Here is a 25,791-nt window from a genome sequence, read left to right as displayed (position 1 = left end):
GCTGAGAAGCTGATGAATTTCCGGGGCGGTGCCTGGTGCGGGGGAAGCGGTTGCTGTCACCATGGGTGCACGGCCGAGTGAGCGCTTGCTTACGTGCTGTGACTGTGAAAGGTGAAGGCGTCATGGCGGTGGAATGTCTGTCCACCTGTCGGTCGTCATGAGGTAGTCTCGGGACTCCCGGCTTGGGCCAATGTTGTCCCGCGGCCAGTTGTTGACCGTAGGACGACGGGAGCCCCTGAATGTATGGTCGCGCCCCCTTTTCGAATCGGCCGAGCGAGGGTCTGTACGACGGACGCCACGAGCACGACGCGTGTGGTGTCGCCTTCGTCGCGACCCTGACCGGTGAACCGAGCCACGACATCGTGGCGAAGGCCTTGACCGCCCTGCGCAACCTGGAACATCGCGGTGCCTCCGGCGCCGAACCCGATTCCGGCGACGGCGCCGGCATCCTGCTGCAGGTCCCGGACGCGTACTACCGCAAGGTGTGCGACTTCGACCTGCCGGTCCCGCACAGCTATGCGACCGGCATCGCGTTCCTCCCGCAGGAGGCCGACGACGCCGCCAAGGCGATCGCGCGGATCGAGGAGCTCGCCGCCGAGGAGAACCTGACCGTTCTCGGCTGGCGCGACGTCCCGACGAGTCCGGACCTGCTCGGCGCCACCGCCCGTTCGGTGATGCCCGTCTTCCGTCAGCTGTTCGTCAGCGCGACGGCCGGCCGGGTGCTCGGCCTCGCGCTGGAGCGGATGGCGTTCCGGCTGCGCAAGCGCGCCGAGCGCGAGACGGCGACGTACTTCCCGAGCCTGTCGAGCCGCACCATCACCTACAAGGGGATGCTGACGACCGACCAGCTGGACAAGTTCTTCCCCGAGCTGACCGACCCGGACCTCGCCTCGGCGATCGGCGTCGTGCACTCGCGGTTCTCCACCAACACCTTCCCGTCCTGGCCGCTCGCCCACCCGTACCGGTACATCGCCCACAACGGCGAGATCAACACCGTGCAGGGCAACCGGAACTGGATGCGCGCCCGCGAGGCGCTGCTGTCCAGCGACCTGATCCCCGGCGACCTCGAGCAGGTCTTCCCGATCTGTACGCCGGACGCCTCGGACTCCGCGTCCTTCGACGAGGTGCTGGAGCTGCTGCATCTCGGCGGCCGTTCGCTGCCGCACGCGATGCTGATGATGATCCCGGAGGCGTGGGAGAACGCCACCACGATGGATCCGAAGCGGCGCGCGTTCTACGAGTTCCACTCCACGTTGATGGAGCCCTGGGACGGACCCGCCTCGGTGGTCTTCTCCGACGGCACCAAGGTCGGCGCGGTGCTCGACCGCAACGGCCTGCGTCCCTCGCGGTACTGGGTGACCGACGACGGCCTTGTCGTCCTCGCTTCCGAGGCCGGTGTGCTCGACATCGACCCGGCGACGGTGGTCCAGAAGGGCCGGCTCGAGCCGGGCAAGATCTTCCTGGTCGACGTCGACGCGCACCGGATCATCACTGACAACGAGGTGAAGTCCGCACTCGCCGACGAGCACCCGTACGACGAATGGCTGCACGCCGGGCTGATCCGCTTCGAGGACCTGCACGAGCGCGAGCACGTCGTCCACAGCCACGCCTCGGTCACCCGGCGCCAGCAGGTCTTCGGGTACACAGAGGAAGAGCTGCGGGTCCTGCTCACCCCGATGGCCAAGACCGGCGCGGAGCCGATCGGCTCGATGGGGACCGACACGCCGATCGCCGTACTGAGCGACCGGCCGCGACTGTTGTTCGACTACTTCGCGCAACTGTTCGCCCAGGTCACCAACCCGCCGCTGGACGCGATCCGCGAGGAGCTCGTCACCTCGCTGTCGTCGTCGCTCGGCCCGGAGGCGAACCTGCTCGAGCCGACCCCGGCGTCCTGCCGTCAGGTGGTGCTGCCGTTCCCGGTGATCACCAACGACGAGCTGGCCAAGCTGCGGCACATCAACCTCGACGGCGACCTGCCCGGCCTCGCGACCACCGTGCTGCGCGGTGTCTACGAGGTCGAGGGTGGCGGCGCGGCCCTGAAGACCCGGCTGGACGAAATCTGCGCCGAGGCGGACGCCGCGATCGAGGGCGGCGCCCGGATCCTGGTGCTGTCCGACCGGCACTCGAACGCCGAGCACGCGCCGATCCCGTCACTGCTGCTGACCTCCGCGGTTCATCACCACCTGGTGAGGGAGAAGACCCGCACCCAGGTCGGCCTGGTCGTCGAGGCCGGTGACGTCCGCGAGGTGCACCACGTGGCGCTGCTGATGGGGTACGGCGCCGCGGCGATCAACCCGTATCTCGCGCTGGAGTCGGTCGAGGACCTCTGCCGGCGCGGCACCTACCTGCCCGGGATCGAGCCCGAGCAGGCGGTCCGGAACCTGGTGAAGTCGCTCGGCAAGGGCGTCCTCAAGGTGATGTCGAAGATGGGCGTCTCGACCGTCGCGTCGTACACGGGCGCGCAGATCTTCGAGGCGAACGGACTGGCCCCGGACCTCGTCGACGCCTACTTCACCGGTACGGCGTCCAAGCTCGGCGGCATCGGGCTGGACGTGATCGCCCGCGAGGTCCACGAGCGGCACCTGCGCGCATACCCGGCGGACGGGATCGTCACCGCGCACCGCAACCTGGAGATCGGCGGCGAGTACCAGTGGCGGCGCGAGGGTGAGCCGCACCTGTTCGACCCCGAGACGGTCTTCCGGCTGCAGCACTCGACCCGGACCGGGCGCTACGACATCTTCAAGCAGTACACCGCGCGAGTGGACGAGCAGTCCGAGCGGCTGATGACGTTGCGCGGCCTGTTCGGCTTCAAGTCGGACCGGCAGCCGATCCCGGTCGACGAGGTCGAGCCGGTGTCGGCGATCGTCAAGCGGTTCAGCACCGGTGCGATGAGCTACGGCTCGATCAGCGCCGAGGCGCACACCACGCTGGCGATCGCGATGAACCAACTCGGCGGCAAGTCGAACACCGGCGAGGGCGGCGAGGACTCCGACCGGCTGCACGACCCGGCGCGGCGGAGTTCGATCAAGCAGGTCGCCTCCGGCCGCTTCGGCGTCACGGCGGAGTACCTGACGAACTCCGACGACATCCAGATCAAGATGGCGCAGGGCGCGAAGCCCGGCGAGGGCGGGCAGCTTCCCGGCCACAAGGTGTACCCGTGGGTGGCCAGCACGCGCCACTCCACGCCTGGTGTCGGGCTGATCTCGCCGCCGCCGCACCACGACATCTACTCGATCGAGGATCTGGCCCAGCTGATCCACGACCTGAAGAACGCGAACCCGTCGGCGCGGATCCACGTGAAGCTGGTCTCCGAGGTCGGGGTCGGCACGATCGCGGCGGGTGTGAGCAAGGCGCACGCGGACGTCGTACTGATCTCCGGGCACGACGGTGGTACGGGTGCTGCTCCGCTGACTTCGTTGAAGCACGCGGGTGGTCCGTGGGAGCTCGGACTCGCCGAGACGCAGCAGACGCTGCTGCTCAACGGGTTGCGCGACCGCATCGTCGTACAGACCGACGGGCAGCTCAAGACGGGCCGGGACGTCGTGATCGCGGCGCTGCTCGGCGCCGAGGAGTACGGCTTCGCCACGGCTCCGCTGGTGGTGTCGGGCTGCATCATGATGCGCGTTTGCCACCTGGACACCTGTCCGGTCGGCGTCGCGACGCAGAACCCAGTACTGCGGGAGCGGTTCGCGGGCAAGCCCGAGTTCGTCGTGAACTTCTTCGAGTTCATCGCCGAGGAGGTCCGGGAATACCTTGCGTCGCTGGGATTCCGGTCCCTGGACGAGGCGATCGGGCAGGCCGACGTACTGGACATCCAGCGCGCGGTCGACCACTGGAAGGCCGACGGGCTCGACCTGTCGCCGATCCTGCACATGCCGTCGCTGCCGGAAGGTGCTTCGCGGCACCAGACCGTGCTGCAGGACCACGGGCTCGACAAGGCACTCGACAACGAGCTGATCCGGATCTGCGCGCCGGCGATCGACAACGGCGAGCCGGTCCGCGCGCAACTGCCGATCCGGAACGTGAACCGGACCGTCGGCACGATGCTCGGCCACGAGATCACCAAGAAGTACCGCGCCGCCGGACTGCCGGACGGCACGATCGACCTGACCTTCACCGGGTCGGCCGGCAACTCGTTCGCGGCCTTCGTACCGCGCGGTGTCACGCTGCGCCTCGAGGGCGACGCCAACGACTACGTCGGCAAGGGCCTGTCGGGCGGCCGGGTGGTGATCCGGCCGGACCGGAACGCCCGGTTCGACGCGGCCGACCAGATCATCGCCGGCAACGTGATCGCGTACGGCGCGACCTCGGGCGAGCTGTTCATCAATGGTGGCGCAGGGCAACGGTTCTGTGTCCGGAACTCCGGTGCCACCGCGGTCGTCGAGTCGGTCGGCGACCACGCCTGCGAGTACATGACGGGTGGTCGCGTCGTGGTGATCGGCGCGGTCGGCCGGAACTTCGCAGCGGGCATGTCGGGCGGCGTTGCCCACGTGCTCGACCTGGACCCCGCGCTGGTGAACCCGGAGCTGGTCGACCTGCTCCCGGTCACCGCCGAGGAGTCCGAACTGTTGCAGGACCTGGTCCGGCGTCACCACGAGGAGACCGGTTCGGAGCGGGCAGCCAAGCTGCTCGGCGACTGGACCGCCGCCGCTGCCAGATTCACCACGGTGATGCCCCGCGACTACGCCCGGGTGCTCGCAGCCAAGGCGGCTGCCGAGCGGGACGGGCTGGACGAGGACGCCACCACGCGAGCGATGATGGAGGCCATCTGATGGCTGACCCGAAGGGATTCCTGACCACCCCGCGCGAGGTCGCGGAACGCCGTCCGGTCGCCGAGCGCGTCCAGGACTGGAAAGAGGTCTACCCCGGTGGTGCCGGCAAGGCGCTGCTGCCGATCATCACCAAGCAGGCCGGCCGCTGCATGGACTGCGGTATCCCGTTCTGCCACTCCGGCTGCCCGCTGGGCAACCTGATCCCGGAGTGGAACGACCTGGTCTGGCGCGACGACTGGACCGGCGCGATTGAGCGGCTGCACGCGACCAACAACTTCCCGGAGTTCACCGGGCGGTTGTGCCCGGCGCCCTGTGAACCGGCCTGTGTGCTGGGGATCAACCAGGAGCCGGTGACGATCAAGAACGTCGAGGTCGCGATCATCGACAAGGCCTGGGAGTCCGGCGACGTCAAGCCGCAGCCGCCGGAGTGGCTGACCGGCAAGACCATCGCGGTCGTCGGGTCCGGCCCGGCCGGCCTCGCGGTCGCCCAGCAGTTGACCCGTGCCGGGCACACGGTGGCCGTCTACGAACGCGCTTCGGCGCCGGGCGGGCTGCTGCGGTTCGGCATCCCCGAGTTCAAGATGGAGAAGGTGCAGGTCGAGCGCCGGATCCAGCAGATGAAGGAAGAGGGCACCGTCTTCCGGGCCGGCGTCAACGTCGGCGTGGACGTCACCGGCACCCAGCTGAAGCAGCGGTACGACGCGGTCGTGATCGCCACCGGTGCGACCGCGGCCCGCGACCTGCCGGTGCCGGGCCGCGAGTTCGGCGGCATCCACCAGGCGATGGAGTACCTGCCGCAGGCGAACAAGGTCGCGCTGGGGGAGACCGTCGAGAACCAGATCGTTGCCACTGGCAAGGACGTGGTGATCATCGGCGGCGGTGACACCGGCGCGGACTGCCTCGGTACGGCGCATCGCCAGGGTGCCCGCAGTGTCACCCAGCTGGAGATCATGCCGCGCCCGTCGGAGGAGCGGCCGGCCGGCCAGCCCTGGCCGACGTACCCGATGATCTACCGGGTCGCCTCGGCGCACGAGGAAGGCGGCGAGCGCGTCTACGCGGTCTCGACCAACAACTTCGTCGCCGATGCCGACGGCAACGTTTCTGGTCTGGACCTGGTCGAGGTCGAGCTGGTCGACGGCAGGTTCACCCCGGTGCCAGGGTCGGAGAAGACGATCCCGGCGCAGCTCGTGCTGCTGGCGATGGGCTTCCTCGGACCGGAGCGCGAGGGCTTCCTCGAGCAGCTCGGCGTCGAACTGGACGAGCGGGGCAACGTCAAGCGGGACAAGGACTACCAGACCTCGGTCGAGGGCGTCTTCGCCTGCGGCGACGCGGGTCGCGGCCAGTCCCTGATCGTCTGGGCGATCGCCGAAGGCCGCTCGTGTGCCAACGGCGTGGACAAACACCTCACCGGTTCGTCCACTCTTCCGACGCCGATCCCGCCGACCGCCCGGCCGCTGGTGGTCTGAGTCGGCGGCGCGCGGTGCATCCCGGAGTACGAGATGCACCGCGCGCCAAGCTGCATCGACTTGATCCGCCGCAATAGGTTGTAGACCGTGTCCGGACCCCTGCTGACGAGGTCCCGGCTCCGCAGAGCGGCGCCGTGGGCAGGGCTGGTCGTGCTCTGGGTCGTCGTGTCCGTGGCCGTCGGCCTGCTCGGGTTCGTCAACGACTCCGAGCGCGTCACCATCGGTGCGCACGCCGCCGAGGTCTCACCGACCTTCGACGGCCACGCCACGCTCGACCTCGGGGCAGTGCTACCGCGACTCAGATTGAAGACCGACCTGCCCGGCAAGCTCGGGGTCAACCTGGACGTCCAGGAGACCGACGCCGACAACCTTACCGATCTGCTCAACCGCGACGCCCTGATCGCCAGCCAGCCGGACGGTGAGATCGCCCGGATCCGCCGGGTCATCTACGACATGGCCGTCGACAATGCCGTCGCAGGCGCCGGCTCGGGGCTGCTCGTCGCCGTTGTCGTCGCCACCGCATGGGCGATGGTCGGCCCACGCCGGCGCCGCGAACTGTTCGTCGCCCTGCACAGCTCTGAACGCCGCGTGCGGCACCGCGCGGTCGTCGTACTGGTCGCGATGCTCGTCACGATCGCGTCGATCTTCGGTCCCGGCCGGATGCGCGCGCCCGAGATCGAGCCGACCACCTGGAAACCCCTCGCCTCTCTGCTGCCGGAGGTCTCCTTCGACGAGCGGCTGAAGGACGTCGAGGTCGCGGCCGGCTTCTCCACCACCGGTGGCGTCGGGGTGATCCGGACGGCGGTCCAGACGTACGAGCGGTCGACCCGGTTCTACGGTCAGGTGCTCGACAAGGTGTCCAGGGTCGGCGGCCGGATCCACCAGGCTGCCGAGGGCGAGACGGTCGCGCTGCTCGTCTCCGATCGGCACGACAACATCGGGATGGACCCGATCGCGGCCGAGGTCGGCAAGGTCGCCGGCGCCAAGGTGCTGATCGACGCCGGTGACGACTCGTCGTCGGGCCAGACCTGGGAAGGGTTCTCGATCAACTCGCTGGCCCAGCACTTCAAGGGCTTCAAGGTGGTCGCGGTCGCCGGCAACCACGACGCCGGCGGCTACATCGAGAACGAGATGCGCAAGCACAAGTTCACCGTGCTCGACAGCAAACCGGTCGAGGTGGAGGGAATCCGCTTCCTCGGCGACAGCGACCCGACCAGGACCGGCCTGGGGAGTGCGGACAGCCCTGGCGACGAGACGACCGAGGAGCAGTCGAAGCGGCTCGCCGACGTGGCCTGCGACCAGCCCGAGGACAAGCCGATCTCGACGATGGTGGTGCACGACCCCTCGTCGTTCCAGGACACCGCTAATCGTGGCTGCGCGAGCCTGCTGCTGTCGGGACATCTGCATCGCCAGGTCGGCCCGGACACGAAGGTGCTCGAGGGGCGGGCGGTCACGACGTACACGAACTCGACCACCGGGGGAGCGGCGTACGCGTTCGCGCTGGGCTACACGCTGCGGCGGCCGGGCGAGGTCACGCTGATCACCTACGAGCAGGGAAAACCCACCGGGCTGCAGACCGTCACGGTCGAATTGAACGGCGAGATCACGGTCGGAACGTACCGCGCGCTGCCGGCCGACACCGGACGTTGACCGTCCAGTAACGGGGGTGGACCAGCGGGCCAGTGGTCTTGTAGGAGTAGGGTTTTGTGACGTGCGTCGCGCAAAGATCGTTTGTACGCTTGGCCCGGCTACTGCCGCCCCCGAGCGTGTCCTTGAACTCGTCCAAGCAGGTATGGACGTCGCCCGGCTGAACCTGAGCCACGGCGCCCATGCCGAGCATGAGCGCATCTACCAACGGATCCGCACCGCAGCGGCCGAGACCGGCCAGAACGTCGGCATCCTGGTCGACCTGCAGGGGCCGAAGATCCGGCTGGCCGAGTTCGCCGAAGGGAAGGTCACCCTGACCTACGGCGAGCGCTTCACCATCACCACCCGGGAAGTCCCCGGCGACGTGACCATCTGCGGTACGACGTACGACGGGCTGCCCGGCGACGTGCACCCCGGCGACCAGCTGCTGATCGACGACGGCCGGATCGCCCTGGTGGCCGAGGAGGTGACCGAGACCGACGTGGTCTGCCGGGTCACCGTCGGCGGGCCGGTGTCGAACCACAAGGGCATCAACCTGCCCGGCGTGGCGGTCAGCGTCCCGGCGCTGTCGGAGAAGGACATCGAGGACCTGCGCTGGGCCCTGCACCTGCCGGCCGACATGATCGCGCTGTCCTTCGTCCGCGACGCGGCCGACATCCAGCTGGTGCACAAGATCATGGACGAGGAAGGTCACCGGGTCCCGGTGATCGCCAAGATCGAGAAGCCGCAGGCCGTCGCCAACCTGGACGAGATCATCGACGCCTTCGACGGCTTCATGGTCGCCCGCGGTGACCTCGGCGTGGAACTCCCGCTGGAAGAGGTCCCGCTGGTCCAGAAGCTGATCATCGACCAGGCCCGGATCAACGCCAAGCCGGTGATCGTCGCCACCCAGATGCTGGAGTCGATGATCTCCGCCCCGCGGCCGACCCGCGCCGAGGCGTCCGACGTCGCGAACGCCGTACTGGACGGCGCCGACGCGGTGATGCTGTCCGGTGAGACCAGCGTCGGCCGGTTCCCGATCGAGACCGTCAAGACGATGGCCCGGATCGTGGAGTCCACCGAGGAGCACGGCCTCAGCCGGGTCAAGGAGATCGAGTGGGAGCCCAAGACCAAGGGCGGCGTGATCGCCAAGGCGGCCGCTGACGTCGCCGACGCGCTGGAGGCGAAGTTCCTGGTCGCCTTCACCCAGAGCGGCGACACCGCGCTCCGGCTGGCCCGCTACCGCACCGAGATCCCCGTCCTGGCGTTCACCCCGGTCCCGTCGGTCAGCTCCTGGCTGTCGGTCGTGTGGGGGATCGAGACCCACATCGTCCCCACCGTCCAGCACACCGACGACATGGTCCGCCAGGTAGACCAGCGCCTCCTCGAACTCGGCAAGCTCCAGAAGGGCGACCTGGTCGTCATCGTTGCCGGCTCCCCACCCAGCATCCCCGGCTCCACCAACGCCCTCCGAGTCCACCGCATGGGCGACGCCATCTCCGGCGCAGCCCCCGCCTACCGCGACTGACCCGAAGCCTGCGGCCGGGGTGGGCGTTCGCTCACCCCGGCCGAGGGCTCAGGTCTTCGGGCCGACGAGTCGGTCGAGAGCTGCAACGCCTTCCCTGCGCGCGACCGACAGCACGTTCGGTCGCGACATCCGCCACGGGATTCCGACCAGCTCGAGGGTCCATTGGCACAGGCGGATGATGTCCGCCGACTCGTTCGAGAACTGATAGCGCGGATACTCGTACCGCTTGACCACGCCGCCGACCCGCCGGCTGGCCCAGTTCGCAACCCGGCACCCGTCGGAGTGGAAGAGCCCTCGCAGGAACTCACCGGGACGCTCGCGCACGATCTCCTGCTGCCAGTCGGCCAGCTCGATCCTCCGCAGATGCTTCGGACCAGATCCGTGCTGCGGAAACAAGCACGGCCAGTGCTTCCAGTAGGACACGACCGCCGTACACCCGACCGCTCGAACGCGGTGAACCGGCCGACCCGGATGTACTGCGGCCATCGCCGCCTCCGCCTCGTCGATCAGCCGCGGATACTTGTCATCGCACGCGATCCGCAGCGAGTACACACCCTTCTTCAGAGCCGACAGACACCCATCACCCAAATACAACCCGAGCAACAACGCGTACGGCCCCACGGCAAGCGTCCCCACCGAACACCGCGGACAGTCGCCCACGTCATCCATCCGCCCCACCCGATCTCGCCAGTCCCGCAACGTAGAACGACTGATCCCAAGGCGCTTGCCGATCGAGTTCAGACTCTCGCCAGCCGCGATCGCAGCCAGCGCGATCGCCCGCGTCCGCCCGTCGTACATGGCTTCAGACTCGCATCGGACACCGACAACTTCGGTAGCCAAAAGACAGGAGCCGGACCTCTGTGAGGTCCGGCTCCTGACGATCACCTGTGCCCTGGGTGGGACTCGAACCCACACTTTACGGGTTTTGAATCCGCATCCTCTGCCAATTGGGATACCAGGGCCCGCACCCGGATCTTAGCCCATCAGTGGGGCTGGTCGACGCCAGGGGCGCACCGCTCGGCTCGAGCGAATTCTGCGCAGGTGTAGCCGCAATCTGCGGTAGGTATCTTCTTATTTCCTTGGCCTGCTGGCAAATCAGCTGAGGCGCGGATTCGGCGCGAGACTGTCGGTGGCGACGAACAAGATGTGAACATGCCCCACTTCAGGTCGCAGGAGACGGTGGACTCCGCGTTGCGGATGTCGGACAACGGGGTCGCTGACCGGGTCAATGCCGAGATCCACGGTGTTGCGATCAAGACGATCAGGCGGTGGCGCAGGCAGTACCAGCGGCTGGGGTTGCCGCGGGGGCGGGCGTTCCGGCCGACGCCGTGTCCTCGGTGCGACGGAGCCGAGCTCGACGAGGCGGCGTACGCGTTGTTGCTGGGGTGGTATCTCGGGGACGGGCACATCGCTGCGGCCAAGCGCGGGGTGTTCACGCTGCAGATCGCGAACGACGAGAAGTATCCCGAGCTGAGCCAGGAAGTGGCCGCGGCGATGCGGTTGGTGAAACCGACCGGTAGTCCGTGTCTGCGAGGCGGGTCGACAGCGACCCGGATCGAGGTGCGGTGGAAGCATTGGCCGTGTTTGTTTCCGCAGCATGGGGCGGGGCGGAAGCATCTGCGGAGGATCGAGTTGGCTGAGTGGCAGCGGCAGGTTGTTGCCCAGTACCCCGAACGGCTGGTGCGGGGACTCTTCCACTCCGACGGGTGCCGATTCGTCAACTGGGCTACTCGGCCGATCGTCGGTGGAGAGGTCCGGCGGTACGAGTACGTCCGGTACATGTTTTCCAACGAGTCCGAGGACATCCTCGGTATCCTCACCGACGCGTTGGATCTGCTCGGCATCCCATGGCGGCGGCCGCGGCGGAATGCGATTGCTGTGAGCCGTAAGGAGGCGGTACAGGCCCTCGATCGGTTCGTCGGGGGAAAGAGGTGAGTTGGGGATCGCTAGGGTGTGGGGTGTGACTGCTAAGCGTGTGGTGATCGCTGAGGACGAGGCGTTGATCCGGATGGATCTGGCCGAGATGCTGGCCGAGGAGGGGTACGACGTCGTCGGGCAAGCGGGCGACGGCGAGGAGGCTATTCGGCTGGCGATCGAGCATCGGCCCGATCTGGTGATTCTGGACGTGAAGATGCCCAAGCTGGACGGGTTGAGCGCGGCCGAGAAGATCGCGGGGGAGCGGATCGCCCCGGTGCTGATGCTGACCGCTTTCTCGCAGCGTGAGCTGGTCGAGCGGGCGCGCGACGCGGGCGCGATGGCGTACCTGGTGAAGCCGTTCTCCAAGGCCGACCTGCTGCCCGCGATCGAGATCGCCGCCTCCCGGTACGTCGAACTCGCCGAGCTGGAGCGCGAAGTGGCCGACCTGGCCGAGCGGCTGGAGACCCGCAAGCTGGTGGACCGGGCGAAGTCGATACTGCAGACCAAGTTCGGGCTGTCCGAGCCGGACTCGTTCCGCTGGATCCAGAAGACCGCGATGGACAAGCGCGTCTCGATGCGCCAGGTTGCCGAGCTGGTCGTCGACGAAGCCGGTACGGCGTAGGCCCGACACGCTGGGAAAGGTTTGCCGACAGAGGGTGACAGCACCGCTCAGGAGTCCCCGGAAGGCGGACGGCCTCGGTGGCGCACAGTGGCGCCTGGGTCGCGCCCGATCACCGTCAGCACCGTACACAGCCGCAACCTGGCAAGACGATACTTACCAGGGTAACGACCTCACAACACACGCTGCGTGACGTTCGCTTGAACAGGCACCGGAGGTCTAGCCTGCGGGTGCTCGCGGCAAACGCGGGGGTTCGGACATCCACCGGACCATCCAGACATGGGAGGAACAGTGCAGCAGCGTTCCGTAGTACGGGTCGGCGCGTCGCTGATCGTTGCGTCGTTGGCTCTGACTGCTTGCGGTTCACGCAGCAACAACGACAACGGCGGAGGCTCGGATTCGACCAAGACCGCCAAGATCGGTGTGATCGCACCTTTGTCGGGTGACCTGTCCGCGCTGGGTCTGGGCATCCAGCACTCGGTGGAGCTGGCCGTCAAGCAGGCCAACGACTCCAACGCGGTACCGGGCTGGAAGTTCGAGGTCGCAGCCAAGGACGACGAGGCCAAGCCGGAGCCGGGCAAGAACGCCGCGACGTCGCTCGCCTCCGACGCCGACGTGATCGGCGTCGTCGGCACGCTGAACACCAGCGTCAGCCAGCAGGTCCAGCCGGTGCTCGCGCCGAAGAACATCGTCCAGGTCTCGCCGGCCAACACCGGCCCCGGCCTGACCCAGGGCGCGAACTGGCAGAAGGACCCGAAGCGGCCGTACCCGACCTACTTCCGTACCTGCACCACGGACGCGGTCCAGGGCCCGTTCGCGGCCCGGTACCTGTACGAGACCGCCAAGATCACCAAGGTCGCCACGATCCACGACAAGAAGGCGTACGGCCAGGGTCTGGTCGGCACCTTCACCGACGAGTTCAAGAAGCTGGGCGGTCAGGTCGTCGCGGCCGAGACCATCAACCCCGACGACTCGAACTTCCAGGCCGTCATCTCGGCGGTCAAGCCGAACGCGCCGCAGGCGCTGTACTACGGTGGCGAGTTCCCGCAGGCCGGTCCGCTCTCGCAGCAGATGAAGGCCGCCGGCCTGAACATCCCGCTGATGGGTGGCGACGGCATCTTCGACCCGAAGTTCATCCAGCTGGGCGGCAAGACCAGCGAGGGTGACCTGGCGACCTCGGTCGGCGCGCCGACCGACAAGCTCCCCTCGGCGGCGAAGTTCGTTGCCGACTACAACGCGGCCGGCTTCAAGGACGCGTACGGCGCGTACGGCGGCTACTCCTACGACGCGGCCAACGCGATCATCAACGCGCTGAAGGTCTCGCTGAAGGACGCCAAGGACGTCGAGTCCGCGCGGCAGGCGACGGTCGATGCCATGAGCAAGGTCTCGTTCGACGGCGTCACCGGCAAGGTCGCGTTCGACCAGTACGGCGACACCACCTCCAAGGTCCTGACCGTTTACAAGGTGGCCAGCGGTAAGTGGGCCACGGTCGAGACCAAGGAATTCGAGTCCAAGTAGTCGACCTCATGACCTGGGGGGGTGGGACCACGTCCCACCCCCCAGCCATGTCAGAACTGAGGCAGTTGGGAGGTCGACGTGGACCAGTTCTTCCAGCAGCTCGTGAACGGGCTGACCCTGGGATCGCTGTACGCCCTGATCGCGGTCGGGTACACCGTCGTCTACGGCATCGTGCAGCTCATCAACTTCGCCCACGGCGAGGTGTTCATGATCGGTGCGTTCGGCGCACTGACCACTTATCTTCTGTTCTTCAACGGCCACACCAGCGTGTGGATCCTGCCGTTCATGATCGTCGGCGCGATGTGCGCCTCGGTCGGGACGGCGGTGCTGATGGAACGTGTCGCGTACCGTCCCCTGCGGCACGCGCCGCGACTGGCGCCACTGATCACCGCGATCGGTATCTCGGTGTTCCTGCAGGAGTTCATCCGGCTGTTCTACGAACGCCCGGGCTGGACGGTGGCCGCGATGGCCGGGATCGTGCTGCTGGTGGCGTACCTGATCGGCGCGCGGATCACCAAGGTCCCGCTCGATCACCCGATCACCAAGTGGCGCGACCGCGCTCCGTTGCTGGCGGCAACTGTCTTCGCGCTGGCCGTCTGGGCCGTGCTGCGGCTGCTCGAGCGTGACCTGTCGATCGTGATCACGCTGGCCGCGATCGTCGGCGGACTGGTCGTCGGTACTGCGGCCGGCTGGCTCTTCGCGCGCGGGCTGACCGGGCGGGAACGGGCCCAGGCCCAGCTCCAGCCGGTCGTGGTGGTGGCCGCGGCCACCGGCGTACTGCTGGAGATCGCCTGGCTGATCTTCAAGGAGATCATCGGCAAGGTCGAGTGGCCGACCGCCAAGCAGCGCATCCCGTTCCCGCAGATCGACGTGGTGACCGGTAGCGCGCTGCAGGTCGGCGGCGTCACGATCCAGCGGTCGGCGATCTTCACGCTCGTCGCCCTGGCCATCTGCACCCTGGTGCTCTGGTACTTCATCAACCGGACCCGGCTCGGCCGCGGCATGCTCGCGGTCTCGCAGGATCCGGACACCGCCCGGCTGATGGGCATCAACGTCGACCGGATCATCGTGGTCGCGTTCGCCCTCGGTGCGGTCCTGGCCGCGGTGGCCGGGATCTCGCAGGGCTTCCAGAACAACAACATCGAGTTCCGGATGGGCTTCCTGGCCGGTCTGAAGGCGTTCACCGCCGCTGTTCTCGGTGGTATCGGCAACATCCAGGGTGCGGTCGTCGGCGGCCTGGTGCTCGGGGTCGTCGAGTCGATGGCCACGCAGTACATCCCGGGACAGTTCGGCGGTGGCTCCTGGAAGGACGTCTGGGCCTTCGTCATCCTGATCCTGGTGCTGGTCTTCAGGCCGCAGGGTCTGCTCGGAGCAAGGGTGGTGGACCGCGCATGAGTGAGGTAAAGACCCAGCCGGCCGACAGCGTCGTGGCGCGGCCGGCGGAGAACCGGGCGGCCTGGCCGCTCGGGCTCGCCGGCGTCGTACTGCTGATCGTCGGCTCCTTCCTGTCCTGGAGCTACGACCGGAAGATCCTCGGGGACCTCTCGATCGTCGGCAACCCCGGCGGCCTGCAGCGGCTGACGATCATCGGGGCCGTGCTCTCGCTGATCCTGCTGCTCGCGGTCAAGGGCCCGCTGACCACCAAGATCGGTCCCTGGCTCGACTCGGCGCTCGGTCTGCGGGCGTTCGGGATCGGGCTGACGCTCTACATGGTGCTGATCCTGGTTGCGATCGGTACCGAGTCCGACGGCCTGATCAACGTCGACCCGGGTGCCTACATCAGCCTGGCCGGCGCGATCCTGCTGCTGGTCGGCTCGCGGCTGCTGCCGTTGCCCCAACTGAACGACCTGAGCAAGGCGAGAGTGGCCGGCTGGGCCGAGATCCTGGCGATCGCGGTGACGATGGCGGCGATCCTGTTCGGCGCGGCGTACGCGCTCGGACTGACCGACGCCTGGTCGTTCATCATCTGCCTGGCCTTCTTCGCGACGGTCGTCGTCGTGATGTTCCGGACCGGCACGCTGAGCTGGTTCGGGCACGTCGCGCAGCGGCACAAGAAGGTACTCACGCTGGCCGCGTTCGTGGTCGCGTTCTTCTTCCCGTTCACCCAGAACGGCTCGGACGCGAACATGTCGATCGCGACCCAGGTGCTGATCTTCGCGGCCACCGCGATGGGCCTGAACATCGTGGTCGGCCTGGCCGGTCTGCTCGACCTCGGGTACATCGCCTTCCTCGGCTCCGGCGCGTACGTCGCCGCGATGCTGTCGGAGTCGGCGTTCGCGACGATCAACTGGCACCCGCCGTTCCCGATCGTCGTCCTGCTCGGTGCCTGTACGGCGGCCACCCTCGGCCTCATCATCGGTTCGCCGACGCTGCGGGTCTCCGGTGACTACCTGGCGATCGTGACGCTGGGCTTCGGTGAGATCTTCCGGCTGACGATGTTCAACCTGGACGGCACCAACGGCCCGCTGCTGACCAACGGCCCGAACGGCATCCCCGGCATCCCGGAGCTGCAGATCGGTGGGTTCAATTTCGGCGACCCGCACACGATCGCCGGGATCGAGCTGGGCCGCTTCTCCAACTACTACTTCCTGCTGCTGCTCCTGATCGGCTTCGTCATCCTGGTCTTCTCCCGGCTGAACGACAGCCGGATCGGCCGCGGCTGGGTGGCGATCCGGGAGGACGAGAAGGCCGCCGAAGCGATGGGGGTCAACGTCTTCGGACTGAAGATCCTCGCCTTCGCGATCGGCGCCTTCCTGGCCGGCCTGGCCGGCACCATCAAGGCGCACCAGGACGTTGCCGTCAGCCCCGACCAGTACATCTTCCTGGAGTCGGCGTTCCTGCTCGCCGCGATCGTGCTCGGCGGTATGGGCACCATCGCGGGTGTGTTGCTCGGAGCAACGATCCTGAAGCTGCTGCCGGAGAAGCTGCGGTTCTTCTCGGAGTACCGGCTGCTGATGTTCGGTCTGCTGCTGGTGCTGATGATGCGGTTCCGTCCCGAGGGACTGGTCGCGAGCAGACGCAGGCAGCTGGAGTTCCACGAAGAGGACGAGGAGCTCGCGGTGGCCATCGAGAGCGAACTGGTCGAGGAGGCGAGATGACGATCACGGAAGCGGCGGCGAACCCGGCGCGCGCGATCGGGCAGCCGGTGCTGGAGGCCTCCGGGGTGACCATGCGGTTCGGTGGTCTGCTGGCGGTCAACGACGTGAACCTGACCGTCCGCGAGGGCGAGATCGTCGGCCTGATCGGCCCGAACGGGGCCGGCAAGACGACGTTCTTCAACTGCCTGACCGGTCTGTACAAGCCGACCAGCGGACAGGTCCGGTTCGCCGGTACGCCGCTGCCACCCAAGCCGCGGGCCGTCGTCCGGGCCGGGATGGCAAGGACCTTCCAGAACATCCGGTTGTTCGCGAACATGACCGCGCTGGAGAACGTGATGGTCGGGCGCTACTGCCGGACCAGCTCAGGCGCGATCACCTCGATCCTGCGCGGGCCCAAGTTCCGTCGCGAGGAGGCGGCCACCAGGGCGCGCGCCCAGGAGTTGCTCGAATTCGTCGGACTCGGCCGGTCGGCCGAACACCTGGCCCGCAACATGCCGTACGGCGACCAGCGCCGGCTCGAGATCGCCCGGGCGCTGGCCACCGACCCCAAGCTCATCCTGCTGGACGAGCCGACGGCCGGGATGAACCCGCAGGAGACCAAGCAGGCCAGCGACCTGATCTTCAAGATCCGCGACTCGGGTCTGTCCGTAGTTGTGATCGAGCACGACATGCGGTTCATCTTCAACCTCTGCGACCGGGTGCTCTGCCTGGTCCGCGGCGAGGCGCTGATCGAGGGCACGCCGGGTCAGGTGCAGTCGGATCCGCGGGTGATCGAGGCCTACATCGGTACCGGTGAGGACGACGACGAGGACGTGGACGTCACTGAGGCCCGCGTCCAGGACACCACCGTGGCCGAAGAGGAGGGCAAGGCATGACCGCGCTGCTCGAGATCAGGGACCTGGAAGTTGCCTACGGCAAGATCGTCGCGGTCAAGCGGATCAGCTTCTCCGTCGAACAAGGGCAGGTCGTCTCGCTGATCGGTACCAACGGTGCCGGCAAGACGACGACCCTGCGGACGATCTCGGGGCTGCTGCGCCCGACGTACGGCGAGATCCTCTTCCAGGGTCAGCGGATCGACCAGGTGCCGGCCCACGACATCGTCACCATGGGGCTGGCACACTCACCCGAGGGCCGGCGGATCTTCCCCCGGCTGTCGGTCGAGGAGAACCTGCGACTCGGTGCCTTCACCCGCAACGACCACGCGGCGGTGCGCGCCGACCTCGACGCGGCGTACGACCTCTTCCCGATCCTGGGAGAGCGGCGCAAGCAGCCGGCCGGCACGTTCTCCGGTGGTGAGCAGCAGATGCTCGCGATGGGCCGAGCGATGATGAGCAAGCCCAAGCTGCTGATGCTGGACGAGCCGTCGATGGGTCTGTCGCCGATCATGATGAAGCGCATCATGTCGACCGTCACCGAACTGCAGAAGCAGGGTACGACGATCCTGCTGGTCGAACAGAACGCCCAGGCGGCGTTGAAGCGCGCCGACTACGGCTACGTGCTGGAGGTCGGCAAGATCGTCCTCTCCGGCACCGGCCGGGAACTCCTCAGCAACGACGAGGTCCGCAAGGCCTACCTCGGCGAAGACTGAGCACGCAGTACAAGTTGCCAAGAGCCCCGATCCGCCGATCTTGCGGACCGGGGCTCTCGGCATTTCCCCCACCCACCTCCTGCGTCGCAGCTCGGTGAGTGCGCGGTGGTTGCTGATGGTGTCGAGGGTGCGGGTTCATGCACCGACGCAGCTCCTGCGTCGCGGCTCCCGCCCGCCCCGGGTTCGCTGCTCCTGCGTCGCAGCTCGATAACTGCGCGGTGGTTGCTGATGGTGTCGAGGGTGCGGGTTCATGCACCCACGCAGCTCCTGCGTCGCCGCTCCCGCCCACCCCTGGGTCGCTGCTCCTGCGTCGCAGCTCAGCGACTGCGCGGTGGTTGCTCTTGGCGTCGAGCTGCGGCTTAGTGCGCCCACGCACCTCCTGCGTCGCGGCTCCCGCCCTGGGTCGCTGCTCCTGCGTCGCAGCTCGGCGACTGCGCTGTGGTGCTGTCGGCGCGGAGGGCCGGTTGGTGCAGTTGGCCGTCGCTGCAGATCGGCGTCGGCATGCAACTCGCGTGCGCCCACGCAGCTCCTGCGTCGCGGCTCCTACCCGCCATGGGTTCGCTGCTCCTGCGTCGTAGCTCGGCGACTGCGCTGTGGTTTCTGTCGGCGCAAAGGACCGGTGGGGGCGGCCAGCTGTTGCTGCAGGTCGGCGTCAGCATGCAACTCGCCGTACACCCACGCAGCTCCTGCGCCGCTGCTCGGCAACTGTGCAGTGGTTGCTGTCGGCATCAAGGGTTGGTGGTTAGGCGTTCTCGTAGGTCGCCTCGTACTGCCGCGCGGTGGGGCTCTTCGGTGCGTAGGCCGGGGAAGTCAGCGGCGTACGACGACAAGCAGTTGGACGAGCAGGGGCGCGACGATGAGGGCGGGGAGGAGGTCGGCTACGGCGATCTGTTTCAGTTTCAGGAGGCGGAGGGCTACGCCGATGAGGAGTACGCCGCCGGTGGCGCCCAGGGCTGTGACGTGGGCGTCGGGGAGTACGTCGCCGAGGACGGCGCCGACCGCCGTCATCGAGCCTTGGACGACCAGGACGACGATCGCGGAAGCGGCTACGCCCCAGCCGAGAGACGCGGCGAAGGCGATGGAGGCGAAGCCGTCCAGGACGGACTTCAGGAAGAGTTGGTCGGCGCCGCGGCCCAGGCCGTCGGAGAGGGCGCCCAGGAAGGTCAGGGGGCCGACGCAGAAGACCATCGATGCCGACACGAAGCCTTCGACGAAGGTGCTTTCGCCGTCGCCGCGGCTGAAGCGGTGTTGCATCCAGGCGCCGACGCCCTCCAGTCGCTGCTCGATCCGGAGCAGCGAGCCGGTGATGCCGCCGATCAGCATCGCGCCGAGGACGATCAGTACGGGCGCGCTGTCGCCGACCGCGTCGCTCAGAGCCTTGTCGCCGACCGTGAGTGCGGACGTGATGGCGATCAGCAAGGTGACCAGGCCGAGCGCGTCGGTGACCAGGTCTCTGGTGCGCTGGCTGAGCCGGTGGCCGATGAGCACTCCGAGCACCGAACCGGTGAGGACTGTCGCGACGTTCACGACTGTCCCGATTCCGATGAACAAACCTGGTCTCCGATCGCCGGCTGTGACTGCCGGTGTGGGGGCTGTAAGGTGCGCGAGTCACAGCTTTGCAAGTGACCCCGGAAGCCCTACTGTTGCGCGGGGATGAGCGTATCTGCCCGTCCTGTTCACCTCGGGGGTGGACCAGACCAGGAGGCCGACGTGGCACCACTCATCGAGGTGCGCGACGCTCGCCCGGACGACGCGGACGCCTTGGTGACGCTGTGGCGGGAGATGGCCGCCGGTACCGGACATCAGTCCCGGTTGCTGGCAGCGCCGACCGCCGAGTCGGCGCGGGCGTCGATCGCCCGGCAGAGCAACGATGCGTTCGGACGGCTCGTCGTGGGGGAGATCGACGGCCGGCTGGGCGGGATGGCGTACTTGCGGCAGACGCCGATCAGTCCACTGCACGAAGAGGTCACGGTGACAGTGGAGTACCTGCATGTCAGCGACCACGCCCGCCGGCACGGCCTGGGCAAGGCACTGATCGCCGAGGCGGCCGGCTGGGCCGAGCACGAGAACTGCCCGCATCTCGCCGTCGTGGCGCCGGCGGTGGCCCGCGAGGCGAACAGGTTCCTCGCCCGGCTCGGGCTGGGGCAGGCCGGCGTACTGCGGTTCGCCAGCACCCACACCGTACGGCGGCGGCTGGCTGCCGAGCACGCCCCCAATCTCCTGGCCCTGCTGTCGTCGCGCCGTTCGGTGATCGCCCGGCGCGCGCAGGCCACCAGGTCGCCGCTGACCGACGATCCGGCGTACGCGGCGAGTGAGCTCAGGATCCCGGCGGAGCCTGAATCAGCTGGCACGTGATCCGGGCGGTGCAGACCCGCTTGTCCCGCTCGTCGGTGATGACGATCTCGTACGTCGTCGTCGTGCGGCCGAGGTAGATCGGCGTGGCCACCCCGGTGACGACGCCGTCGCGGACGGCCCGGTGGTGGGTGGCGTTGATGTCGACCCCGACGGCGACCTTGTCGAAAGCGGCCGCGTGCAGTGCCGAGCCGATCGAGCCGAGGCTCTCGGCCAGTACGCAGGAGGCGCCGCCGTGCAGCAGGCCGTACGGCTGGACGTTGCCCTTGACCGGCATCGTCGCGACGATCCGCTCCGGACTCGCCTCGGTGATGACGATGCCCATCAGGTCGAGCAGTGTGCCCTCGGTCAGCATCCCCGCGGGTAGCTCGGCGGCAGCGTTCTCGTCGGTCACAGCGGGTCTCCTCGGGCTCTCGCGATGTGTCATTTCGAAGACTACGTGAGCCCTCGCGTGCGCGTGTCAGAACTGTCGGCGGGGTCCACTAGAGTCTCTACGTGGCTCCTGAAACTGACTCCTCGACGATGACCAAGGATCCGGGTACGGCGGTGGCCGAGTCCACCACCCGCCCGCGGATCCTGCTGCTGGACGGGCACTCGCTGGCCTACCGGGCGTTCTTCGCGCTGCCGGTGGAGAACTTCTCCACCACCACGGGCCAGCACACCAACGCGGTGTACGGGTTCACCTCGATGCTGATCAACATGCTTCGCGACGAGCAGCCGACCCACATCTGCGTGGCCTTCGACGTGTCCCGCAAGACCTTCCGCTCCGAGCAGTACACGGAGTACAAGGCCGGCCGGTCGAAGTCGCCGGACGAGTTCAAGGGGCAGGTCTCGCTGGTCAAGGAGGTGCTGGAGGCGCTCCGCATCCCGATGACCGAGATCGACGGCTGGGAGGCCGACGACGTCATCGCCACGCTGGCCACCCAGGCCGACGAGCAGGGTTTCGAGGTGCTGATCAGCAGCGGCGACCGGGACTCGTTCCAGCTGATCAACGACAACATCACCGTGCTGTATCCCAAGCGCGGCGTCTCCGAGATCGCCCGGATGGACCCGGCCGCGGTCGAGGCGAAGTACGGCATCCCGCCGCGGCTGTACCCCGATCTGGCCGCGCTGGTGGGGGAGAAGAGCGACAACCTGCCGGGCGTGCCGGGGGTCGGCGACAAGACCGCGGCCAAATGGCTGAACCAGTTCGGTTCGCTCAACGACCTGATCGACCGGGTGAACGAGATCAAGGGCAAGGCCGGTGAGTCGCTGCGCGAGCACCTGGCCGACGTGATCCGGAACCGGCAGATCAACGAGCTGGTCCGCGACCTGACCCTGGACGTCTCGGTCGACGACCTGGTCCGGCACCCGTGGGACCGCGACAAGGTGCACACGCTGTTCGACAGCCTGGAGTTCCGCGTCCTGCGGGAGCGCCTCGTCGCCGAGCACGAGCAGGTCGAGGAGACCATCGAGGAGGGCTTCGACCTCCAGGGCACCCAGCTGAAGCCGGGCGAGGTGGCCGGCTGGATCAAGGAGCACGTCTCCACCGGCGCCCGTACCGGTGTGGCTGTGCAGGGCAGTTGGGGACGTGGCACCGGCGAGATCACCGGCCTGGCGCTGGCGACCTCGACCGGCGCGGCCGCCTGGTTCGACCCGAGCACGCTGACCCCGGACGACGACTCCGCCTGGCAGGCGTGGCTCGCGGACCCGAAGCAGCCCAAGGCGTTGCACGACGCGAAGGGCCCGCTGCTGGGTTTCCTGGAGCGCGGCTGGAAGCTGGCCGGGCTCACCTCGGACACCCAGCTGAGCGCGTATCTGGTCCGCCCCGACCAGCGGTCGTACGATCTGGCCGACCTGACCGTGCGGTATCTGAAGCGTGAGCTTCGCACCGAGGAGGCCGACAACGGGCAGCTCAGCTTCGACGACATCGAGGGCGGCCCGGCCGCCGACGCGACGATGTTGCGCGCCCGCGCGATCGCCGACCTGGCCGACACCCTCGACGCGGAGCTGGAGAAACAAGCCGGTACGGCGTTGCTCGCCGACGTCGAGCTGCCGCTGATCGACGTCATCGCCGACGTCGAGCGGGTCGGGATCGCGGTCGACCGGCCGTACCTGGAAAAGCTCGAGGAGCGCTTCGCCACCGGCGTCCGGGACGCCGCGACCTCGGCGTACGAGGTGATCGGCAAGGAGATCAACCTCGGGTCGCCCAAGCAGCTGCAGGTGGTGTTGTTCGACGAGCTGCAGATGCCGAAGACGAAGCGGACCAAGACCGGCTACACCACGGACGCGGACTCGCTGCAGGCGTTGTTCGAGAAGACCGAGCACCCCTTCCTGGCCTACCTGCTGGCGCATCGCGACGCGACCCGGCTGCGGCAGACCGTCGAGGGGCTGCTGAAGACGATCAGCCCGACCGACGCCCGGATCCACACCACGTTCAACCAGACGATCGCGGCGACCGGGCGGCTCAGCTCGACCGACCCGAACCTGCAGAACATCCCGATCCGGACCGAGGAGGGCCGCCGGATCCGCGAGGCGTTCGTGGTCGGCGACGGGTTCGAGGCGCTGATGTCGGCCGACTACAGCCAGATCGAGATGCGGATCATGGCGCACGTGTCGGAGGACCAGGGGCTGATCGACGCCTTCAACTCCGGCGAGGACTTCCACTCGGTGACGGCTGCCCGGGTCTTCTCGGTCGAGCCGTCGGCGGTCACCCAGGAGATGCGCGCGAAGATCAAGGCGATGAACTACGGCCTGGCGTACGGCCTGTCGGCGTACGGGCTGAGTCAGCAGCTGAAGATCGGCGTGGACGAGGCGAAGGGCTTGATGGACGAGTACTTCGAGCGCTTCGGCGGGGTCCGCGACTACCTGCGCAGCATCGTGCTCGAAGCCGGCAAGAGCGGCTACACCGAGACGATCCTCGGCCGCCGCCGCTACCTGCCCGACCTGACCAGCGACAACCGGCAGCGTCGTGAGATGGCCGAGCGGATGGCGCTGAACGCGCCGATCCAGGGCTCGGCCGCCGACGTGATCAAGATGGCGATGCTCAAGGTGGACGCCTCACTGCGCGCGGAAGGCCTGCGGTCGCGGATGCTCCTCCAGGTCCACGACGAACTGGTCTTCGAGATCGCCCCGGGCGAGCGCGAAGCCCTGGAGCAGCTGGTACGCCGTGACATGGGCAGCGCCGTCGAGATGGCCGTCCCGCTCGACGTCTCGGTGGGCGTCGGCCGCACCTGGCACGAAGCCGCCCACTGACGGGATCCCCCGGCCCACCGCCGGGATGCCCCCGGCCCGCCGCCGGGGGCAATTCTCCACCTGCCCGTTTGCTGTTGCCTGCAACGGAAGCGGCGGTCCACGCGTCCTTCGGATACAGACGACGGATGGGGAGCCATGGTGGGACGCTGGGCGGCGGCACTGATCGCGGTTTGCGTGATTTCGCTGTCGGGCTGCCGGGACAATGTCGTGGCTTGCAAGCCGTCGCCACCGCCGGTGCAGGTGGACGTGACCAGCCTGCAGCCGAGAACCGCCATGCTCAGAACCTGCAGGAACGACCAATGCAATGACTTTTTCGCGCTGGCCCGCCTGGGCCAGCGCTTTTCGATGGCCTCACACTCAGACCTCCCGGCCACCTTGCGCCTCGACGTCGCAGTGGCCGGCCGGATCGTGCAGTCCTACGAGATCCGCGACCTGACCCTCCGAGAGCCCTCAGGCAAAAACTGCGACCCAGGTGAATCCGTCATCCTGACCCCCTCACCCGACGGCAAACTCACGGTGGTCAGCCGCTACGACACCAAGCGGTAAAGGCCCGGGCAGCCACCGAGGCCGTCCGCCTGGCCGAGCAAGGCCGCTCACCCGACGTACGCCGCCGCCTCGCGAGGTGATCAACCGCGAACCCACCACCCGCGAACGTTGGTCGCGGGACCTCCAGCAATCCCTGCGCAGCCAGGTCGTTCAGCCGCGGTTGGCGAAGCCGGTCTCATAGGCGACTACCACCGCCTGGACGCGGTCGCGGACGTTGAGCTTGGTGAGCACCCGGGCGACGTGCGTTTTCACCGTCGTATCGGCGACCACCAATTCCGCGGCGATCTCGGCGTTGGACAGTCCGCGCGCCAGCAACCGAAGGACGTCGAGTTCGCGTTCGGTCAGCGTTGCGAGCTCGGACGGCAGTCCCTGGGGCTGCACGGGCTCGGCGAAGCGCTCGACCAGTCGCCGGGTGATCGCGGGCTCGATCAGCGAGTCCCCGGTGGCTGCTGCCCGCACAGCCGCGATCAACCGGCTCGACGGGGAGTCCTTGAGCAGGAAACCGGCCGCGCCGGCGCGCAGCGCGCGGTACACGTATTCGTTCTGGTCGAACGTCGTGAGCACGATGATCGTCGGCGGGTCCGGCTGCCGCCGGATCTGCTCGGTGGCGGACAGCCCGTCGAGCTCAGGCATCCGGATGTCCATCAGGATCACGTCCGGCCTGACCAGCTGGGCCTGCCGGATCGCCGCCGTCCCCGTGTCGGCCTCGGCGACGACCTCGATGTCGCCCTCGGCCTCCAGGATCACCCGGAAGCCGGTCCGGACCAGGGTCTGGTCGTCGGCGACGAGCACGCGGATCTTGTCGGGCACACGGCGATTGTGCCCTCATCCTTGCGGCGAGCGCGTCATCCCTGCGGACGACGCGCGGGCCGGGTAATCGTCCTTGCGCCAGACGTGGGCGACAGGGCCGGGAACCTACTGTCACGGCATCAGGGTCAGGGGGACCCGAACCGAAAGGACAGTCCGATGAACGAAATCTTCAAGGGGATCCGGCCACTCGACTACGTACTGGCGGCCCTGATGACCGCTGCGGGCGTGTTGCTGATGGTCGAGAACGTCGCAGCCTCGGGCGAGGACCTGCCGCACCCGCTCTCGACCACCTCGTGGGCGATGGTGCCCGCCTTCCTGCTCGTCACCCTGCCGATCCTGTGGCGGCGGCGCAACATCCTCGCGGTCGTCGGGATCACGACCGTCTTGACCGTCGCCCATGTGCTCGCGTTCGGATGGATCACCCGCTGCGGTGTCCTCATCCCGCTGGCATTCGCCTTGGCGTACGCCGTCGGCCGGTTCGGCGGTATCTGGCGCAACCACGTGCTCGGCCTCGCCGGCATCGTCGTACTCAATCTCGTCATGCTCGCCAGGGACGCGTCGATCGACACCGTCGTGAGTGCCCTGCCGGTGGCGCTGCCAGGAGTCGCGCTCTTCTACGGCATCGGCGTTCTCGTGCAGAATCGAGTCAGCAAGCAGTCCGTGGGCAACGCGCCGGTCGACGAGCGTCTGGCCGCCTGAGCGGACTGCGGCGGGTCA

At 68.0% G+C, this 25,791-nt stretch carries 19 protein-coding genes, 1 tRNA gene and 1 pseudogene; 15 read left to right on the top strand and 6 right to left on the bottom strand.

Going from position 1 to position 25,791, the window contains the following annotated elements:
* The first annotated feature begins 239 nt into the window (after positions 1 to 239).
* The 4 genes from gltB to pyk all read left to right on the top strand — a co-directional run bounded on the left by gltB (position 240) and on the right by pyk (position 9,392).
* On the top strand, positions 240 to 4,772 hold the full coding sequence (gltB, locus tag EV138_RS01345) for a glutamate synthase large subunit (protein ID WP_133976645.1): 4,533 nt from the start codon (positions 240 to 242) through the stop codon (positions 4,770 to 4,772).
* A complete protein-coding gene (locus EV138_RS01340) occupies positions 4,772 to 6,238 on the top strand; it encodes a glutamate synthase subunit beta (protein WP_133976644.1) in 1,467 nt (488 codons plus the stop codon). The genes gltB and EV138_RS01340 overlap by 1 nt, the downstream gene beginning before the upstream one ends.
* 87 nt (positions 6,239 to 6,325) lie before the next feature.
* Positions 6,326 to 7,888 carry a metallophosphoesterase family protein gene (locus tag EV138_RS01335; protein ID WP_166678461.1) on the top strand — a complete coding sequence of 521 codons (1,563 nt, stop codon included), beginning with the start codon at positions 6,326 to 6,328 and terminating at the stop codon, positions 7,886 to 7,888.
* Positions 7,889 to 7,949: 61 nt separating this feature from the next.
* The gene (pyk, locus tag EV138_RS01330) at positions 7,950 to 9,392 is read left to right on the top strand and encodes a pyruvate kinase (protein ID WP_133976643.1); all 1,443 of its coding nucleotides are present in this window, start codon (positions 7,950 to 7,952) and stop codon (positions 9,390 to 9,392) included.
* 48 nt (positions 9,393 to 9,440) lie between these two features.
* Here the strand turns inward: pyk and EV138_RS01325 are convergent, their stop codons facing one another.
* The gene (locus EV138_RS01325) at positions 9,441 to 10,190 is read right to left on the bottom strand and encodes a helix-turn-helix domain-containing protein (RefSeq protein ID WP_133976642.1); all 750 of its coding nucleotides are present in this window, start codon (positions 10,188 to 10,190) and stop codon (positions 9,441 to 9,443) included.
* A gap of 90 nt (positions 10,191 to 10,280) precedes the next feature.
* Positions 10,281 to 10,354, bottom strand: a tRNA-Leu gene (locus tag EV138_RS01320).
* A gap of 190 nt (positions 10,355 to 10,544) precedes the next feature.
* Between EV138_RS01320 and EV138_RS01315 the strand changes: the two genes are divergently transcribed.
* From EV138_RS01315 to EV138_RS01285, 6 genes are all read left to right on the top strand, one after another.
* Positions 10,545 to 11,327 (top strand): transcriptional regulator, encoded by a 783-nt coding sequence (locus EV138_RS01315; protein ID WP_133976641.1) that lies wholly within the window; start codon positions 10,545 to 10,547, stop codon positions 11,325 to 11,327.
* 16 nt (positions 11,328 to 11,343) lie between these two features.
* Positions 11,344 to 11,931, top strand: coding sequence for an ANTAR domain-containing response regulator (locus EV138_RS01310; RefSeq protein ID WP_133981651.1), 588 nt, complete (start codon positions 11,344 to 11,346; stop codon positions 11,929 to 11,931).
* Between the two features lie 276 nt (positions 11,932 to 12,207).
* Complete coding sequence (locus EV138_RS01305) at positions 12,208 to 13,446, top strand: branched-chain amino acid ABC transporter substrate-binding protein (RefSeq protein ID WP_238157898.1); 1,239 nt, start codon at positions 12,208 to 12,210, stop codon at positions 13,444 to 13,446.
* Positions 13,447 to 13,524: 78 nt separating this feature from the next.
* The gene (locus EV138_RS01295; protein ID WP_238157897.1) at positions 13,525 to 14,841 is read left to right on the top strand and encodes a branched-chain amino acid ABC transporter permease; all 1,317 of its coding nucleotides are present in this window, start codon (positions 13,525 to 13,527) and stop codon (positions 14,839 to 14,841) included.
* A complete protein-coding gene (locus EV138_RS01290) occupies positions 14,838 to 16,544 on the top strand; it encodes a branched-chain amino acid ABC transporter permease (RefSeq protein WP_133976640.1) in 1,707 nt (568 codons plus the stop codon). The genes EV138_RS01295 and EV138_RS01290 overlap by 4 nt, the downstream gene beginning before the upstream one ends.
* Entirely contained in the window at positions 16,541 to 17,419 is an 879-nt protein-coding gene (locus EV138_RS01285; RefSeq protein ID WP_133976639.1) for an ABC transporter ATP-binding protein, read from the top strand. The genes EV138_RS01290 and EV138_RS01285 overlap by 4 nt, the downstream gene beginning before the upstream one ends.
* On the opposite strand, the pseudogene EV138_RS38715 reads toward EV138_RS01285, so the two are convergent.
* Positions 17,398 to 17,502: pseudogene (locus tag EV138_RS38715) on the bottom strand (hypothetical protein); the annotation flags it as partial. The gene EV138_RS01285 and the pseudogene EV138_RS38715 overlap by 22 nt on opposite strands.
* On the opposite strand from EV138_RS38715, the gene EV138_RS01280 reads away from it, so the two are divergent.
* Entirely contained in the window at positions 17,464 to 18,132 is a 669-nt protein-coding gene (locus EV138_RS01280) for an ABC transporter ATP-binding protein (RefSeq protein ID WP_500778645.1), read from the top strand. The pseudogene EV138_RS38715 and the gene EV138_RS01280 overlap by 39 nt on opposite strands.
* A gap of 810 nt (positions 18,133 to 18,942) precedes the next feature.
* Here EV138_RS01280 and EV138_RS01275 read toward each other — a convergent pair.
* A complete protein-coding gene (locus EV138_RS01275) occupies positions 18,943 to 19,659 on the bottom strand; it encodes a DUF554 domain-containing protein (RefSeq protein WP_238157895.1) in 717 nt (238 codons plus the stop codon).
* Between the two features lie 183 nt (positions 19,660 to 19,842).
* Between EV138_RS01275 and EV138_RS01270 the strand changes: the two genes are divergently transcribed.
* Positions 19,843 to 20,487: a GNAT family N-acetyltransferase gene (locus tag EV138_RS01270; RefSeq protein WP_133976637.1), complete on the top strand. Its 645-nt coding sequence runs from the start codon at positions 19,843 to 19,845 to the stop codon at positions 20,485 to 20,487.
* Here the strand turns inward: EV138_RS01270 and EV138_RS01265 are convergent.
* Positions 20,450 to 20,878, bottom strand: coding sequence for a hotdog fold thioesterase (locus EV138_RS01265; RefSeq protein ID WP_238157894.1), 429 nt, complete (start codon positions 20,876 to 20,878; stop codon positions 20,450 to 20,452). The genes EV138_RS01270 and EV138_RS01265 overlap by 38 nt on opposite strands.
* A gap of 128 nt (positions 20,879 to 21,006) precedes the next feature.
* On the opposite strand from EV138_RS01265, the gene polA reads away from it, so the two are divergent.
* Positions 21,007 to 23,718, top strand: a complete 2,712-nt coding sequence (gene polA, locus EV138_RS01260; RefSeq protein WP_133981648.1) for a DNA polymerase I — start codon at positions 21,007 to 21,009, stop codon at positions 23,716 to 23,718.
* Between the two features lie 135 nt (positions 23,719 to 23,853).
* Positions 23,854 to 24,264, top strand: coding sequence for a hypothetical protein (locus EV138_RS01255; protein ID WP_133976635.1), 411 nt, complete (start codon positions 23,854 to 23,856; stop codon positions 24,262 to 24,264).
* 150 nt (positions 24,265 to 24,414) lie between these two features.
* On the opposite strand, the gene EV138_RS01250 is transcribed toward EV138_RS01255, so the two are convergent.
* A complete protein-coding gene (locus EV138_RS01250) occupies positions 24,415 to 25,074 on the bottom strand; it encodes a response regulator (protein WP_133976634.1) in 660 nt (219 codons plus the stop codon).
* Positions 25,075 to 25,230: 156 nt separating this feature from the next.
* Between EV138_RS01250 and EV138_RS01245 the strand changes: the two genes are divergently transcribed.
* Positions 25,231 to 25,773, top strand: a complete 543-nt coding sequence (locus EV138_RS01245; RefSeq protein ID WP_133976633.1) for a hypothetical protein — start codon at positions 25,231 to 25,233, stop codon at positions 25,771 to 25,773.
* Positions 25,774 to 25,791: the final 18 nt, after the last annotated feature.

This window comes from Kribbella voronezhensis (assembly GCF_004365175.1).
GTDB lineage: Bacteria > Actinomycetota > Actinomycetes > Propionibacteriales > Kribbellaceae > Kribbella > Kribbella voronezhensis.
This window is presented reverse-complemented; position numbering and strand designations above follow the sequence as displayed.